Annotated in this window: 14 protein-coding genes; 11 read left to right on the forward strand and 3 right to left on the reverse strand. The window is 41.7% G+C overall.

From position 1 onward, the window contains the following. Positions 1–103 precede the first annotated feature (103 nt). The 7 genes from ACU696_RS00220 (at position 104) to ACU696_RS00250 (ending at position 9,861) form a co-directional block, all read left to right on the forward strand. On the forward strand, positions 104–661 hold the full coding sequence (locus ACU696_RS00220) for a recombinase family protein (protein WP_001162012.1): 558 nt from the start codon (positions 104–106) through the stop codon (positions 659–661). 2 nt (positions 662–663) lie between these two features. Continuing rightward, complete coding sequence (locus ACU696_RS00225; RefSeq protein WP_001138073.1) at positions 664–3,636, forward strand: Tn3 family transposase; 2,973 nt, start codon at positions 664–666, stop codon at positions 3,634–3,636. A 38-nt stretch (positions 3,637–3,674) separates the two neighbouring features. Further along, positions 3,675–4,151, forward strand: coding sequence for a DUF2913 family protein (locus ACU696_RS00230; RefSeq protein ID WP_447343018.1), 477 nt, complete (start codon positions 3,675–3,677; stop codon positions 4,149–4,151). Between the two features lie 119 nt (positions 4,152–4,270). Continuing rightward, the gene (locus ACU696_RS00235; protein WP_447343001.1) at positions 4,271–4,837 is read left to right on the forward strand and encodes a hypothetical protein; all 567 of its coding nucleotides are present in this window, start codon (positions 4,271–4,273) and stop codon (positions 4,835–4,837) included. 186 nt (positions 4,838–5,023) lie between these two features. Further along, the gene (locus ACU696_RS00240) at positions 5,024–6,754 is read left to right on the forward strand and encodes an ATP-dependent nuclease (protein WP_447343002.1); all 1,731 of its coding nucleotides are present in this window, start codon (positions 5,024–5,026) and stop codon (positions 6,752–6,754) included. 2 nt (positions 6,755–6,756) lie between these two features. Then, the gene (locus ACU696_RS00245; protein ID WP_094962749.1) at positions 6,757–8,172 is read left to right on the forward strand and encodes a UvrD-helicase domain-containing protein; all 1,416 of its coding nucleotides are present in this window, start codon (positions 6,757–6,759) and stop codon (positions 8,170–8,172) included. 729 nt (positions 8,173–8,901) lie between these two features. After that, positions 8,902–9,861, forward strand: a complete 960-nt coding sequence (locus tag ACU696_RS00250; protein WP_094962748.1) for an Rpn family recombination-promoting nuclease/putative transposase — start codon at positions 8,902–8,904, stop codon at positions 9,859–9,861. Between the two features lie 2 nt (positions 9,862–9,863). Here the strand turns inward: ACU696_RS00250 and ACU696_RS00255 are convergent, their stop codons facing one another. Further along, positions 9,864–10,046, reverse strand: a complete 183-nt coding sequence (locus tag ACU696_RS00255; protein ID WP_222961142.1) for a helix-turn-helix domain-containing protein — start codon at positions 10,044–10,046, stop codon at positions 9,864–9,866. 162 nt (positions 10,047–10,208) lie between these two features. Here ACU696_RS00255 and ACU696_RS00260 point away from each other — a divergent pair, with 162 nt between their 5' ends. Then, on the forward strand, positions 10,209–11,693 hold the full coding sequence (locus tag ACU696_RS00260) for an ATP-binding protein (protein ID WP_447343003.1): 1,485 nt from the start codon (positions 10,209–10,211) through the stop codon (positions 11,691–11,693). A 729-nt stretch (positions 11,694–12,422) separates the two neighbouring features. Next, the gene (locus ACU696_RS00265) at positions 12,423–13,820 is read left to right on the forward strand and encodes a hypothetical protein (RefSeq protein ID WP_322958051.1); all 1,398 of its coding nucleotides are present in this window, start codon (positions 12,423–12,425) and stop codon (positions 13,818–13,820) included. Positions 13,821–14,036: 216 nt separating this feature from the next. Here the strand turns inward: ACU696_RS00265 and ACU696_RS00270 are convergent, their stop codons facing one another. Continuing rightward, a complete protein-coding gene (locus ACU696_RS00270; protein ID WP_447343004.1) occupies positions 14,037–14,603 on the reverse strand; it encodes a recombinase family protein in 567 nt (188 codons plus the stop codon). A 12-nt stretch (positions 14,604–14,615) separates the two neighbouring features. Continuing rightward, positions 14,616–14,927, reverse strand: coding sequence for a hypothetical protein (locus ACU696_RS00275; RefSeq protein ID WP_322958049.1), 312 nt, complete (start codon positions 14,925–14,927; stop codon positions 14,616–14,618). A 420-nt stretch (positions 14,928–15,347) separates the two neighbouring features. Here ACU696_RS00275 and ACU696_RS00280 point away from each other — a divergent pair, with 420 nt between their 5' ends. After that, complete coding sequence (locus ACU696_RS00280; RefSeq protein ID WP_006663415.1) at positions 15,348–15,977, forward strand: ParA family protein; 630 nt, start codon at positions 15,348–15,350, stop codon at positions 15,975–15,977. 1 nt (position 15,978) lies between these two features. Beyond that, positions 15,979–16,311 carry a hypothetical protein gene (locus ACU696_RS00285; protein WP_070928826.1) on the forward strand — a complete coding sequence of 111 codons (333 nt, stop codon included), beginning with the start codon at positions 15,979–15,981 and terminating at the stop codon, positions 16,309–16,311. The last annotated feature ends 169 nt before the right edge of the window (positions 16,312–16,480 follow it).

Here is a 16,480-nt window from a genome sequence, read left to right on the forward strand (position 1 = left end):
CCATGTGCAAACGATGTCAGAATAGAGTTAAATTTCCTATTGATTGACATATTCCGTCAAAGGTAATAGATTTCATCCTGACACTTTTGCCTTTGGAGGCATCTTGCAAGGTCAACGCATCGGCTATGTCCGCGTCAGCAGCTTCGACCAGAACCCGGAACGGCAATTGGAGGGTGTTCAGGTGGCGCGGGTGTTCACCGACAAGGCTTCTGGCAAGGACACCCAGCGTCCCGAGCTGGAAAGGCTGCTGGCCTTCGTCCGCGAGGGCGACACCGTGGTGGTGCATAGCATGGACAGGCTGGCACGCAACCTTGATGACCTGCGCCGCATCGTCCAAGGGCTGACACAACGGGGCGTGCGCATGGAGTTCGTCAAAGAAGGGCTGAAGTTCACCGGCGAGGACTCACCGATGGCCAATCTGATGCTGTCGGTCATGGGAGCCTTCGCTGAGTTCGAGCGCGCCCTGATCCGCGAACGTCAGCGCGAGGGAATCGTGCTGGCCAAGCAGCGCGGTGCCTACCGGGGACGAAAGAAATCGCTGAACAGCGAACAAATTGCCGAGTTGAAACGGCGAGTTGCGGCAGGCGACCAAAAAACCTTGGTGGCCCGTGACTTCGGCATCAGCCGCGAAACCTTGTACCAGTACCTGCGGGAAGACTGACCATGCCACGCCGCTCAATCCTGTCCGCCACCGAGCGCGAAAGCCTGCTGGCACTGCCAGATGCCAAAGACGAACTGATACGGCACTACACGTTCAACGAAACCGACCTGTCGGTGATCCGTCAGCGTCGCGGCGCCGCGAATCGATTGGGCTTCGCTGTGCAGCTTTGCTACTTGCGATTCCCTGGCACCTTTTTGGGCGTCGATGAGCCTCCGTTTCCGCCCCTGTTGCGCATGGTGGCCGCGCAACTCAAGATGCCAGTGGAAAGTTGGAGCGAGTACGGCCAGCGCGAACAGACACGGCGGGAGCACTTGGTCGAGCTGCAAACGGTTTTTGGGTTCAAGCCCTTCACCATGAGCCACTATCGGCAAGCCGTGCATACATTGACCGAGCTGGCCTTGCAGACCGACAAAGGCATCGTGCTGGCGAGCGCACTTGTCGAGAATCTGCGGCGGCAGAGCATTATCCTGCCCGCCATGAATGCCATCGAGCGCGCAAGCGCCGAGGCCATCACCCGTGCCAACCGACGCATTTACGCGGCGCTGACCGATTCTTTGTTATCACCCCACCGTCAGCGCCTGGACGAACTTCTCAAGCGCAAGGACGGCAGTAAAGTGACGTGGCTGGCATGGCTGCGCCAGTCGCCTGCCAAACCGAACTCTCGCCACATGCTCGAACATATTGAGCGCCTGAAATCCTGGCAAGCACTTGATCTGCCCGCAGGCATCGAGCGGCAGGTTCACCAGAACCGCCTGCTCAAAATCGCTCGTGAAGGTGGCCAGATGACGCCTGCTGATCTGGCAAAGTTCGAGGTGCAACGACGCTATGCCACGCTGGTAGCGCTGGCCATCGAAGGCATGGCCACCGTCACCGATGAAATCATCGACCTTCACGATCGCATCATCGGCAAGCTGTTCAACGCGGCCAAGAACAAGCATCAGCAGCAGTTCCAGGCTTCCGGCAAGGCGATCAACGACAAGGTGCGGATGTATGGGCGCATCGGTCAAGCGTTGATTGAGGCCAAGCAAAGCGGCAGCGATCCGTTCGCCGCCATCGAGGCCGTTATGCCCTGGGACACCTTCGCCGCCAGCGTCACCGAAGCGCAAACATTGGCGCGGCCTGCCGACTTTGATTTCCTGCACCACATCGGTGAAAGCTATGCCACGCTACGCCGCTACGCGCCGCAGTTCCTGGGCGTGCTCAAATTGCGGGCTGCGCCCGCCGCCAAGGGTGTGCTCGATGCCATCGACATGCTGCGCGGCATGAACAGCGACAGCGCGCGCAAGGTGCCCGCCGATGCGCCAACCGCATTCATCAAGCCGCGCTGGGCAAAGCTGGTTCTGACCGACGACGGCATCGACCGGCGTTACTACGAGTTATGCGCCCTGTCGGAGCTGAAGAACGCGCTGCGCTCCGGTGATGTCTGGGTGCAGGGTTCTCGCCAGTTCAAGGACTTCGACGAATACCTGGTGCCGGTCGAGAAGTTCGCCACTTTGAAGCTGGCCAGCGAATTGCCGCTGGCAGTGGCCACCGACTGCGACCAATACCTGCATGACCGGTTGGAATTGTTGGAGGCGCAACTCGCCACAGTCAACCGCATGGCTGCGGCCAACGACTTACCGGATGCCATCATCACCACCGCGTCAGGCCTGAAGATCACGCCGCTGGACGCGGCAGTACCAGACGCCGCGCAAGCCATGATCGACCAGACAGCTATGCTGCTGCCGCACCTCAAAATCACCGAGTTGCTGATGGAGGTCGATGAATGGACGGGCTTCACCCGCCACTTCACACACCTGAAGACCAGCGACACGGCCAAGGACAAAACCTTGCTGTTGACGACGATCCTGGCCGACGCGATCAACCTGGGTCTGACCAAAATGGCCGAGTCCTGCCCTGGCACCACCTACGCCAAGCTGTCTTGGCTGCAAGCCTGGCACATCCGCGATGAAACCTATTCGACGGCGCTGGCCGAGCTGGTGAATGCGCAGTTTCGGCAACCCTTCGCCGGCAACTGGGGTGACGGCACCACGTCATCGTCGGACGGCCAGAACTTCAGAACCGGCAGCAAAGCAGAAAGCACTGGTCATATCAACCCGAAGTATGGAAGCAGTCCAGGACGGACTTTCTACACCCATATCTCCGACCAGTACGCGCCCTTCAGTGCCAAGGTGGTCAACGTGGGCATTCGTGATTCAACTTACGTGCTTGATGGCCTGCTGTACCACGAGTCGGACTTGCGCATCGAGGAACACTACACCGACACGGCAGGCTTCACCGATCACGTGTTTGGCTTGATGCATTTGCTGGGATTTCGCTTCGCGCCGCGTATCCGTGACTTGGGCGAAACCAAGCTATTCATCCCCAAGGGCGATGCCGCCTATGACGCGCTCAAGCCGATGATTAGCAGCGACAGGCTGAACATCAAGCAAATACGCGCCCATTGGGATGAAATTCTGCGGCTGGCCACCTCCATCAAGCAAGGCACGGTAACGGCTTCGCTGATGCTGCGCAAACTCGGCAGCTACCCGCGCCAGAACGGCTTGGCCGTGGCGTTGCGCGAGCTGGGGCGCATCGAGCGCACGCTGTTCATTTTGGATTGGCTGCAAAGCGTGGAGCTGCGCCGCCGCGTCCATGCGGGGCTGAATAAGGGCGAGGCGCGCAACGCGCTGGCCAGGGCGGTCTTCTTCTACCGATTGGGTGAAATCCGCGACCGCAGTTTTGAGCAGCAGCGCTACCGGGCCAGCGGCCTCAATCTGGTGACGGCGGCCATCGTGTTGTGGAACACGGTATATCTGGAGCGTGCCACCAGTGCTTTGCGTGGCAACGGCACGGCGCTGGACGACACATTGTTGCAATATCTGTCGCCGCTGGGGTGGGAGCACATCAACCTGACCGGCGATTACCTATGGCGCAGCAGCGCCAAGGTCGGTGCGGGGAAGTTTAGGCCATTGCGACCGCTGCCACCGGCTTAGCGTGCTTTATTTTCCGTTTTCTGAGACGACCCCTTTTTCTGCTTCGCTGGCTACAAACGGCCCTGAAACAAAAACGGTTTCATCGTTGTGTCGTTCATGATTTTGAATGGCTCATTCACCTTGGCCAACAACGGCTAATGACCTCAAAATTAAAATCACGGTTAGAATATCTGTGGCGTTCGTGTTGTTGTGATATGGCCAGTCAAAGTGATTTGTTTCGTTTAACCTACGCGACCGAGCTGCTTAAAGATTTGGGCTGGGACAGTGTGGTACTCAGTGAAGACCGCTGGCAAAAACTGATAATGAAAAAGCCGATAGTCACTGCAATTCCCACCTTCTATGTGACTGCCTCTGCTTTAACCACTGGATTCAGTGATGAAGGAAAACAGATAGACTCGGTGGCGTTTTGGGTGCTGGGTGATAAAAAACAATTTAGCGAAGTCTTCAAACAACACCATCTTTGCGGTCAGTTCGATGAAAATTTGCCACACTATACGTTGTTGTTCTTACTGTAGGGTATGGATTTGCAGAGTTTTTCTCAAAAATACACTTAACGCACAGTTTGTGTATAGTTAGGCTTTAGTCCCTATGAGACTCAGTTGTTCGAAATTTAAGCTAAAAAAGGATATACTCCATGAGAAAAATCAACATAAGCTTAAACGACTGTTTTGGTGAAAAAATCAAAATGATTAGAGGGCGAGAAAAAAATTTTTCTCCAGATATTAATTGGTTTTCTAAAATGGATATTGAACGTTTAGATACATATATGACAAAATTTCAATTCAATTCATTTGAAGAAATTCCTCAAGATATGTCTAATTTTTCATACCCACCTTTTGAGGAAATTAATTTCGAATTACCATCGCTACTCAAGCCTGAACATATAGCTAAACTTCCTCTTCAACATCAGAAAAAACCAATAATAATAGAAGTAGACGGGCTTCTTTTTTTAAAAAACCTTGGGAAAGGTGCTTTTTGTATAGACCCTCGCCGTTGGCACAGAATTAAAACTTACATAGCCCAAGGGAATGTGACTTATCCAGAAGGGTTAAATGATGAGTTTGGTGTTTTTGATGGCCGTCACAGAACTCTTCTATTGATGCAATTATATAAGCGCAGATTTGTGCCTGTTGTCGTAGATGAAAAACAGTCTAAAGAATTTATAGCGGCTGCAAAACGATTGAAAGCGCTAAAATTCTAAATTTTGATAGATATGATGTTAGGATTTCCGAGTTTTTAGTTCCACTAATTGGGGCCCGCTTGGAAAACAGAAAATATCCTACGTTAAGGTTATGTTATATACAAATTGATATCAACTCTAGTTCCAACAAGTTTAAAAACTACAGTGGTAAAGAAAAATGCGTTCCCATTTTTAAGAGGCTAAAAGATGTCAGTAATAAGAGCAATAACAATACAGAATTTTAGAAGCATAAAAGAGTTTAAGTGGCATCCAAAACCAGGGCTTAACTGTATAATTGGCCCAGGTGACACGGGAAAATCCACAATTCTAGATGCTATAGACTTAGCGCTCGGAGCGAGACGAAGTTATAATTTTACTGATGCTGATTTTCATGGTCTAAATACTCAAGAGCCTATCGTGATAACAGTCACTATCGGTTGCCTAGATGGTGAGCTCATGAATATTGACAAATACGGCTTTTTTCTTCGTGGTTTTAACCACACATCACTTGAAATACACGATGAACCACAACCGGGTGATGAAACAGTTCTTACCATTAAACTAATAGTTGATCAGGATTTATACCCAGACTGGCGCTTGTACTCAGAAAGAGCAGAAAGTGAAGGTTTAGAGAAGCGTCTGCAATGGAAGCATAAAGAGTTACTAAGCCCAGCTAGACTTGGAACTACTACATATCAACACCTCGCTTGGGGTAACAGCTCTATCCTCAATAAACTCTCAGAAGATACCCTCGATGTTTCAGCAACACTTGCAGAATTAGGAAGACAAACTAGACAACACTTCGCAGATCAGCAAGTTGATGGTGTTAATGATGTTCTATTAAAAGTACAAAAAATCGCAAATGGATTGGGAGTACCAGTCGGTAAACTTAAAGCGCTATTAGATGTCAATGGAGTATCCCTTTCAAACGGCGCTATAAGCCTTCACAATGATGACAATACCCCTTTACGTCAACTAGGCACTGGCTCATCTAGATTGCTTATTAGTGGGTTACAAAAGGCTGCAAGCAAATCAAACATTATTTTAGTTGATGAAGCAGAATATGGGCTAGAACCATATAGAATAACTCGTTTGCTAAATGAGTTAGGTTCCAAAGATACACAGCCAACTCAGCAGGTGTTCATTACTACACATTCACCATATGTTCTCCGAGAGCTACAGGCTCAACAATTAAATGTATTAAGAAAAGTATCTTTAGCTACTCAAGTTTTTGGTAATACCCAAGAATCTCATAAACTTCATAGCCTTGAAGGAACCGATGAGCAACAATCGACTTTGCGTGCTTGCGCTGAATCATTCTTCAGTAAAGCTGTAATCGTTTGTGAAGGTAAAACAGAAATTGGATATGTTCGAGGAATTGATCTTCACAATCAAAGCACGAATTACCGTAGTATTAACGCACGTGGTGTCCATTGTGCCGATGGCGGTGGAGATAGCATGTTCGTAAGAGCGGAAATTTTTGCTCAATTAGGTTATCCCACCGCCATATTTAAAGACTCAGACAAAGCTCAGGAACATGTAGGACCTTCTCAACTGGCTGCGAGTAAAGGCATCGCTATCTATGAGTGGGGTAATAATTCTGCAACTGAAGATGTGCTTTTTATGGCTTGTCCGGCTCAGGTGATTCCTCAATTACTGGCTATTGCAATTCAGCGAAAAGGCCAAGCAGCAATCGAAGACCATATTATTGCTCACTCACAAAACCAAATAACGCTTGATGTTTGTCTAAATCACTTTCAAGAGAGTTATCGAGCGATTTTAGCCAAAGCTGCAAAAAAAAAGTCATGGTTCAAAGATATCGAACCAGCAGAAACGTTTGCACGGAATGTGATTGCTCCCAATTATGCTCAATTTTCAGAAGCTCTCACAACTACGACTAACCAACTGTTTCGATGGGCTATAGAGCAAGGTGATTGATAATGAGCATAGAAGCAATTTTCGATAATGATGTTGGCTCTATAGTGGCTCCGGCAGGGTGCGGTAAAACCCAGTTGATCACTGATACTCTGGTGATAAAACCAAACAAGCCATATCTTGTCTTAACTCATACGACGGCAGGTGTAGCCGCTCTAAAACTAAGGTTGAAAAAATTATCTGTCCCAACAAAGAACTTCTTTGTTACAACAATAGATGGTTGGGCTTTGAAATTAGCAAAAAACTTTCCTGTTTCATGTCCTATACAAACCTCTCCTGAAAATCCAAAGGCATTCTATCCAGAGTTAAGAAGAAGTGTTCTTGCGTTACTCCAAAATGGGAACGTAAACGACATTCTAAGAGCATCATATTCACGACTACTTGTTGATGAGTACCAAGACTGTAACTTGGTGCAACATCAGGTAGTAACAGAGCTATCGTCATTAATTCCGACGACAGTTTTCGGCGATCCGATGCAGTGTATATTTAACTTCGCAGGAAGGATGCCTGACTGGAACACAGAGGTTCAAGCAAGGTTTCCTCAAATACATGAATTAACAGTACCATGGAGGTGGAATAATGCTGGTTCCCATGGTCTTGGACAGTGGGTACTCGATTGCCGAAATATATTGATCCAAGGTAATAAAATAGATCTTTCGACATGCCCTGGTTATGTTCACCACAAGCCATTGTCCGGTGTTGCAAGCACTGACTTACAAGCTCAACAAGCTGCTCAATATGATATTTTTAATAGAGCTCAAAATGAATCTTTGCTCGTAATCGGTGATTCAATAAATGCAAGATCTAGGCATAAATATGCTCAAAGTAGTAGGAATATTGATGTCGTTGAGCCAGTGCAACTCGACGATGTAGCTAATGCTGCTCGCTCTTTTGATAGTGCGCAAGGCATAGATTTGGTTGATGCCATTCTTACCTACTCGGGTGAGATGATGACCAATGTGCAAAGGCCACAGACCCTACAAAGATTACGCACTATTCAAGCAGGGAGAAGTCGAATACCTATCACTTCACTGGAGACTGCTCTCCTCAATGTTCTCCAGAATAGCTCTCGCAATAATATTCTGACGGCTTTGCTGCAATTAGAGTCTAAACAAGGAGCTAAAGTTTATCGCAAGGCTGCATTTTCAGCGCTGAAAGACACTATTTCACTTTCAAGCTCTATGCCTGACCAGACCATATTGGACGCCGCTTCATCAATTCGTGAGCAACTCAGGCTACATGGCGATCGACGAATATCTCGCCGCGCAATTGGATCGACACTGCTACTGAAAGGGCTAGAGTGTGATCATTCACTAATTCTTAACGCTGATAACATGAATGCACAACATCTATACGTTGCTTTATCAAGAGGGGCAAAATCAACAACTGTTTTTTCTCAAAGCAACCTGATTGGCCCATAACGGGGTATTTTGACTTAAAGAACGGTTTGTCTGATTTTTCTAATTTTTATATTCAAAAACAGTATGTTACATTATCAGTTATCTTTCTTTGATTTTATTTTAGTCTTATAACTACTTGAATATAAAAGAATTATTAGTTTTAATGTTTTCATTAAATTAATAGATATTTCAGGTAAAAATAGCCTGTATTGAGCTGATACTTTATATGGTGTTAACTTTTAACCAGAAATCCCACGTAAAACATAACATTTTGAGTATGTTTTATAGGCTATATTGCTTAGACAAAGTGATAATCATTTAACGGTCGTTAATAGCTATACAATAATCCCCTTTAAACTATGAATTTTGAAAAAAATTAAAGTTACTAAAATTCAATTAGTTAAATAAAATTCGCGTCACGGTAAGAAATAAAAATTTCGCCTTAACTTTTTGGATTATAAGAGTTTTAGAGTGGTCGACGGACAAACCGTTCTTTAAGTCAAAACACCCCAATAAGGCGAACATTTTACGTGATTTGATTGACATGTTGACTTGGACTAAAACGAATGAAATTTTTTACTTATCGTCCGTGAGCTAACTAATTCATTGAAATTGTGTGATTAAATTCATTGAATATGTGGGAGAAAATGTAAATTAGGCTTAACGTGAACATTGAAAGCCGAAAAACAGACAGGAAATTAATTCCGCGTTATGATGCACATTCTTTCGTGAGGAGTGAGTAACCGAATAATGAAACCTAAGCACACGCCGACGGCACATGATGCGGCTTTTAAAGGGTTTATGACGCAGATTGACAGCGCAAAGGACTTTTTTGACATTCATCTGCCTGAGCACATCAAAGCGTTGTGTGATTTCAGCACATTGGCTCTGACAAATTCCTCGTTTATCGATAAACAGCTGCGATCTCGATTATCCGATGTGCTCTATTCGGTGCAAACCACCGAAGGTGAAGGGTATATCTATCTTCTCGTCGAGCACCAGTCTACGCCCGATAAACTCATGGCCTGGAGACTCATGCACTATGCTTTCTTAGCCATGAACCAACATCTTCAGCAAGGGCATAAAACGTTACCGTTAGTCGTGCCGGTACTGTTTTATCACGGTGGTCGTTCACCCTACCCCTATTCTCAATTGTGGACCGATTGCTTTCCGTTACCGGATATGGCTAATGAATTATATACCCAGCCGTTCCCGTTGGTTGATGTAACGGTGATTGACGATAACGAACTAGTTAATCATCGCAAAGTGGCCGTGATGGAGCTGGCGATGAAGCACAAATATTTGCGGGATGAATTTGACACAATTATCCCGCTATTGGCACAAGCGCTCAATCAACAGTATAATAATGATAACGACATCGTCACTATCCTCAATTATCTGTTCATTGCACTGGACTCCCCCAACTTTGAACATATTGTCCAGCAATTGAGTGAACAGGCAGATAGGCATCAGGAGGTTATCGTGAATATCGCACAACGCTTACAAGATAAAGGCGAGAAAATCGGTTGGGAAAAAGGACTAGAGCAAGGACTAGAGCAAGGTATTGAGAAAGGACGTGAAGAAGAACGACTGCTTGCACATCAGCGTCAACTGGATATGGCGCGTAACTTACTTAAAAATGGGGTTAGCCTTGACCTTATCATTGAGAGTACCGGCTTAAGCCGCGAAGAGCTGATTTCCTTGCAGTAGCTTCACCCTATTCCTTTGTCATTTTTTGTGCTTAACGCAAACGTCGCTAGCTCAATGAGTTTAGCGATGTTTTGCGCTTTCTCATAACGTTTATAGCTTCGCACGCTCACCCCCAGTTCTTCAGCCGCGCGTTCCTGATCCCAATTCATTCCTCGTCGCCACAATTTCAATTCAAATCCAGTCATATGTATTATTTATAGTGTTAAAAGTGTCATTTTGTCACTTTTAACAAGTTTATTTGAGATTGTAAAGTGAAGAATTTAGATCGACATTTCTACCTTATTCATTTAGGGAAGATGGCGTATAATCATCCAAATAACCATTTTATACGGTGTAAGGAAACCCAAATGAAAGATATTAATTTAATCTCACTCACACAAGCGGCAAATACATTAAGTGAAGCCTATTTTACGCGTTATTATCAATATTATGGTATCGAGATTAAACCGGATGAAGTCGAAGTATTAAAAAACTTTGTCAAAAAGTTAGGTTATGAATGCGTTGATAAAAGAATATTTAATCATTTTTTTGTCGGTTACAAAATCCCTCAAATCAGTAAAGAGTTTGATTTACTCCGAATTGGTGACAATTATATTGTCAATATAGAACTAAAACGCGAATGTACCGAAGAAAAAATAAAAAAACAATTAATCCAAAATCGCTACTACTTGAAATTTCTCAATGAAAAAATTTTTAATTTCACCTATGAGTTATCGACAGATTCGTTATATTTTCTAAAAGATGATAACCTAAATGTAGTCGATTTTAAATTTCTGCAAGGAATATTATTAGGTCAAATCTTGAGTGAGATTAAAAATATAAATTCATTATTTAATCCTTCGAATTATTTAGTTTCACCTTTTAACTCAACGGATAAATTTTTAGACGGACAGTATTTTTTAACAGGGCAACAAAGTAATATCAAACGGGATGTGGTTGCCAGAGTTAATGCTTCTTCAGCGAATCATTTTACGGCGGTTATTGGTAGTGCTGGTACAGGAAAAACTCTGTTAGTTTATGATATTGCAAATGATTTGAAGTCTGCAGGTAAACGAATATTGATCATTCATTGCGGGAATTTGAATCTAGGGCAAGATAGTCTAAACGCACGAGGGTGGAATATTCTACCGATAAGAATAATTGGTAACATTGATGTCAATGAGTATGATGTTATCATCATCGATGAAGTTCAACGAATGCGTTCTCATCAATTTGACACGTTTATTCAAAAAATATTAGCATCTAACTGTAGGTGCATTTTTTCATTTGATAAATTACAAACATTAGATAATTCAGAAGCTCGTAATAATACTGCGGGTAAAATAGAGCTTTTACGAAATATTCAAACTTTTCAATTAACAAATAAAATCAGGACAAATAAAGAAGTCGCTACTTTTATTCGAGGGATATTTAATAACAGGAAAAATGATCCTATATTAAATTGTGGGAATATAAGTTTTGAATATTATGCCTTTATTAATGATGTTAAATCAGCAATGCAGTATTTAAAACAGTCGGGATGGGAAGTTTTACAACTTACAGCCGATGTAAGAGAGCAAAATTATCATGCCCGATATTTAGATAGAACAAACTATGTTTCTCACCGTGTTATTGGACAAGAGTTTGATAATGTCGCCGTCATTATTGATGACTATTTTCATTATAACATCATCGGTGACTTAACTTATCGGGTAACCTCTTATTATAATGCCGAAAAAATGTTATTCCAAAACATGACGCGCACGCGCAATCAACTCAAAATCCTGATCCTCAATAATCCCGTTATCCTCGACCGTTGCTTAACTCTCTTAACGCCTCGGAAGTCCCAGTAAACGAATTGATTTATCGCTTTTTTCTAAAGCACGGTTTTCCCTATTGAGTGACACGTCCTCCAAAGTGTCACTTTTTTGCCCTCTGCCAAATTCTCCTTCTACGCCATTTTACGTGATTTTTTCTTTTAGCCAGCCGATTGCTTTACCTATGCTCTTTTTTCATCGTAGCAGGCTTTCTGTGCGGTCGATTTTTTTCGGGGGTGTGGAGGATTTTAGTCAATTTGCGTTTTACCGCTAGAGTGTGCAATTCCCTATTTTGGCTGCATATTGGGGTATTTTAACGTGATTACCACTAAATGTGGGCGTGTTGGCCTTATTCAGCTGCGCACTGCAAGTCAAAAAATTGCGTTTTACCCGTTATTAACGGCAAATGTGCAATCGGGAGCAGAATTTACGACGTGAGAGTATGGTTAAAAAATCAGCGAATTACTCTGACCGATCATCACTGATTCTTTTAGGGGGAATTAACTAAAAGGCTCTAGGGGGCACACCAGAACCCCTGCATAGTAGGATTTTTCGATGAAATGGCCGCCAACCCAGGCTCCACGCTAGAATTGCAGAAAATTCCGTCACCAAAGCTAAAAACACCTCAGAAAAGTATCCTAATTTTGTTGTGCAGAACAGATAAACAACAGACGAACTAATGAGTGGTATAAACAATTCTTTAGCTTGAAAGTTATAAAGATTATACTCTTCAATAAATTAGACTAAAAACTCAAAGGTTATCTTATGTGGCGAATTGAACTAGAAAGTATAATTAAGAAATTAGATTCGGATTACGAAGTTGCGAAAGAAGAAACATTATGTTTTTTAGGTGCTGTTTATTGTGCCTTCGAATCAAATTCAGAAACCTTCAAGTATGCAATTGCTTTTATAGAAAGACATTTATCGAATAGTGATTTTTTTGCCTACGTCCTATTATCCTATGAAAATCAAGAGGTAATAAAACATGCTAAATCTATTGATAAAATTAAAGATTATTCATTCACTATAGAAGATATTAAAATTTATAATAATTGTGATTGCCTATTAAGGCACAAAAATATTATTAGTCTAAGCTTTATTATTGAACATGGACAAAAAATAAAATTGAAACCTAGTTATGGTAGTTCTTATGAATTTGGATTAAAATATGAACGTGAAAATGTTGATAGTTCAACGTATAACTTGCAAAAAATAAAATCAATTAAAAACAAAATTGATTTATTTGAAATTATAGAAAAACGATATTACTACCCTCCTAATTCAAATGTAAATATTTCTGATGATCAAATCAAACTGTACAAACATAACTATAAGTATTATCATATTTTAAATAATGTTATAGAACAATTCAATATAAACAAATCAAACGACTTAACTGAAATAAGTGTTGATATTGATTCAATTTTACAGGAATATGAAAGTAACGGTGTAAGGTTAAAGCTAGTTGACGTACAGTTTGCTCGATATAACTTATTATCTATTAATGAATTTACTAGCATAGAAAATCATGGACCATTTAGTGCTCTGTATGATAATCGAATAAAAAAGAAATTGCTAATTAATACAAACCTAAAGTTATTAAATGTTTTTAAAGAATTAATCGACTGCGGTTATATAAAAAACTTAGCATTGAAACCAATGAGCATCATTAACGTTGGATTCGGATTGGAGTCTATAGAGCGAGGAGCTCCTCTTGGTGCGTCTCTAAAAATGCTACCTTCTTTATCTTGCTTTTATGGGATAAATTATAATGATAAATTAATAGTCACACATAACAAAGAAAAGCAAGAAATTACATTTGAAGAATTAAGAGATGATTATAACCTATTGGATGACGGCTGTGTTGTAACTCAAGTTATTCATTTAAAATATGAATATAATCAAGATTGTGAAGAATACTTCATTGAGCATTTAGATCATGAGTATATTTTATATGATTCCGCTGAATATGACTCAAAAGAAAATAATTACCAAAAAAAAGGCAGCAAAGATAAAATAAAAACGTTCAAAATTGACAACTCCAAAATTCCTTTTTTCTATAAACATAAAGGGAATTATTTGTTGCTCATTATTCTTGAATTATATTTTTTAAATAAAGAATTATTAATAGAATATTTTGAAAAAGTCACTAAAAGCGTGTAGATAAACTTGATAAATGCCAGGAATAATCTGGCTTTTGAAGTTAGTATTCATCGGATTGGGACCACTCTAGTTATGAAAGCGTGTGCACTGTTGAAAATTTGAATGACCTCTTATGCTAAGTTACCAGCCCTCTACGGAAGTTTTTCTCATGAATACATTTATAATATAATCAATACTTTTAGCAGTATTATTTATTGTTACCCATTGATTTTATGTTCAGATGTTTTTCTTTATAGTCTTTTTAAGACGGTAAAATTGAGCGTGTTTAATACCCGATAGTTGCATAATTTCAGTATCTGTTAACGATAGTTTACCTGATAATTTTTCTGTTATTAATTTTTTTGCTTTTAGTGCGTTGTCAGAAATTGGACGGCCTTTATACCGCCCTTTTTGCTTGGCAATAGTTATCCCTTCACTTTGGCGTTGGCGTATAAATGAACGCTCTAGTTCAGCTACAGCACCTAGAAGTGTGATCATGAATTTACTGGTTGGGTTATTATCAAATCCTATTTGATTATCAATAAATTCAACCTTTACGCCCTGCTCCGTTATTTCAGATAAAAGGGCTAATAGGTCTTGAGTGTTTCTGGCTAATCTATCAACTGATTTTACTCTAACTGTGTCACCATCACGTAATTGTTGTTTCATGGCGTTGAGTTCTGGACGGTCAGCGGATTTACCTGACACTCTATCGATGAAAATCTTATCACATCCAACAAGCGCATCTGTTTGGCGTTTTATATTCTGTTCTTTTGTACTTACTCGAACATACCCAAATATCATGTATTAAACCCCCTAATGACTAGTTGAGAAATAGTGTCCGTAATCATCCTTAATATGTTTACCCTTGTGAGATAGTGCCACTAACAACGGCTTAATTGCATCATAAGTCGTGTTGCTCAGCCCTAATTCCTTTGCATCGATTGACTTGATTGTGTTTACCAAGGTTAACAATGTGGCGTTTTCAGGAAGATTAGTAATAATAGTTTTGAATGCGGCTCTATCATCTGCATTAACATCAATGTCCATAGCTGACAGCAACACATCAATAAGAGTGTCAACATCATCTCGTTTCACTGCTTCAGTAATTGGATTCAGTTTGTTCATTCCATCTTTCCTTAGTTTGTATCATTAAGATTATATAAAAGATAAGGTATCATTTTAGCATTGGTTATAGCTTAAATGATATATAAATAGATATTAACCTCATTCATATCATTTAACTATACTCAAATGAGACATAATAAATACAACTCAAATATTAGAATTTAACTAATAGCTTCTATTAAACATAACTTCTATCTTGCAGCTAGATATCTTTCAGCATGCAACTATCTTGTAGTTGTCTATAATAAATGTAATAAGTTAGCTTTCTTTTAGGTGGCTGCAAGATTGCAGCTATCTATCTTTTAGCATTCAACTATCCTGTAGTTGTCTATAATGAATGTAATAAGTTAGCTTTCTTTTAGATAGTTGCAAGATTGCAGCTATCTATCTATTATGTATTAAAAATACTGCGGAGGTTATATGGCGTGGATAGTAGCGTTTATTTCTCAAAAAGGTGGTGTAGGGAAAAGTACTGAAGCGAGGGCTTTAGCTCGTGAAGCAACAATGGGAGGATTGAAAACCAAACTGGCAGATTTAGATACAGAGCAAGCAACTTCTGCTGATTGGCATAGAAGGCGTTTAGCAGCAGGATTGCCACCCGCAGCTTCTGTCGAGGTTTTTTCTACTGCTGCTCAAGCATTATCAACTACAGAGGCATATGACTTATTAATCATTGATGGACCAGCTCGAGCTAGTAAAGGGACATTAGAAATCGCAAAAGTTGCCGATCTGGTTGTTCAGCCGACAGGAGCATCACTAGACGATTTAATCCCGGCGGTTAAAGTATTTAATGGGTTGCTCAAAGATGGTATTCCTCGTTCAAAGTTGATCTTTTCATTGAGTAGAATCGGAACTGATGCAGAGGAAAATGATGCAAGAGAATATATCAAGGATGCAGGCTATGAAGTTCTTAATGGTTGTCTTTTGGAAAAACCTGCATATAGACAGGCTCAAAATGCAGGGCTAACTATTTCAGAAACTAGATACAAAGGACTTAATACACGTGCAGATGAATTGATTCAATCCTTAATTAATAAGATAGGAGAATAATATGGTTGATGTTTCTAAACTAAAACGAGGGAAATCGAGGCTGGGAACTCCTCCATCTTCAGAGGAAACAGCTCCAGGTTTATCTGCTCCTGAGATTGCTCCATTACCACAAGAATCTCAGTCAATATCAAATAAGAATACTGTTGCTGATAATCATTATATTAGAAAAGATGGACGATCGGCACGCAAAACGAATCGAACACTTGCTTTTGCTACTCGTGTAACTATTGAGTTCGACAAAGAAATTCGCGAAATAGCTGAACGAGAAGGATTGTTACTTGTTGAGGTATTAGAAGAAGCGCTTAACGCTTACAAGGAAAAGAAAGGTTATTAGAGGTTATTGCAGCAAACTAGCTGCAATAATTTTATCACATGTATCTTGCTGCAAACTAGCTGCAAGATATAAGCTATATATATGTTAGATTGCAGTTTGATTGCTGCTAGATTAATGGTTTAATTTGTTATAAGATACTCAATATGAGTTGTATTCCATAGTTAGTTAT

The sequence above is a fragment of the Providencia sp. PROV_01 genome, from assembly GCF_053098325.1.

Coding starts and splice junctions, on each gene's coding strand:
- ACU696_RS00275 (WP_322958049.1), bottom strand. CDS start 14,927: ATGAACAAACTGAATCCAATTACTGAAGCAGTGAAACGAGATGATGTT.
- ACU696_RS00270 (WP_447343004.1), bottom strand. CDS start 14,603: ATGATATTTGGGTATGTTCGAGTAAGTACAAAAGAACAGAATATAAAA.
- ACU696_RS00245 (WP_094962749.1), top strand. CDS start 6,757: ATGAGCATAGAAGCAATTTTCGATAATGATGTTGGCTCTATAGTGGCT.
- ACU696_RS00285 (WP_070928826.1), top strand. CDS start 15,979: ATGGTTGATGTTTCTAAACTAAAACGAGGGAAATCGAGGCTGGGAACT.
- ACU696_RS00235 (WP_447343001.1), top strand. CDS start 4,271: ATGAGAAAAATCAACATAAGCTTAAACGACTGTTTTGGTGAAAAAATC.
- ACU696_RS00225 (WP_001138073.1), top strand. CDS start 664: ATGCCACGCCGCTCAATCCTGTCCGCCACCGAGCGCGAAAGCCTGCTG.
- ACU696_RS00255 (WP_222961142.1), bottom strand. CDS start 10,046: ATGACTGGATTTGAATTGAAATTGTGGCGACGAGGAATGAATTGGGAT.
- ACU696_RS00240 (WP_447343002.1), top strand. CDS start 5,024: ATGTCAGTAATAAGAGCAATAACAATACAGAATTTTAGAAGCATAAAA.
- ACU696_RS00280 (WP_006663415.1), top strand. CDS start 15,348: ATGGCGTGGATAGTAGCGTTTATTTCTCAAAAAGGTGGTGTAGGGAAA.
- ACU696_RS00260 (WP_447343003.1), top strand. CDS start 10,209: ATGAAAGATATTAATTTAATCTCACTCACACAAGCGGCAAATACATTA.
- ACU696_RS00265 (WP_322958051.1), top strand. CDS start 12,423: ATGTGGCGAATTGAACTAGAAAGTATAATTAAGAAATTAGATTCGGAT.
- ACU696_RS00250 (WP_094962748.1), top strand. CDS start 8,902: ATGAAACCTAAGCACACGCCGACGGCACATGATGCGGCTTTTAAAGGG.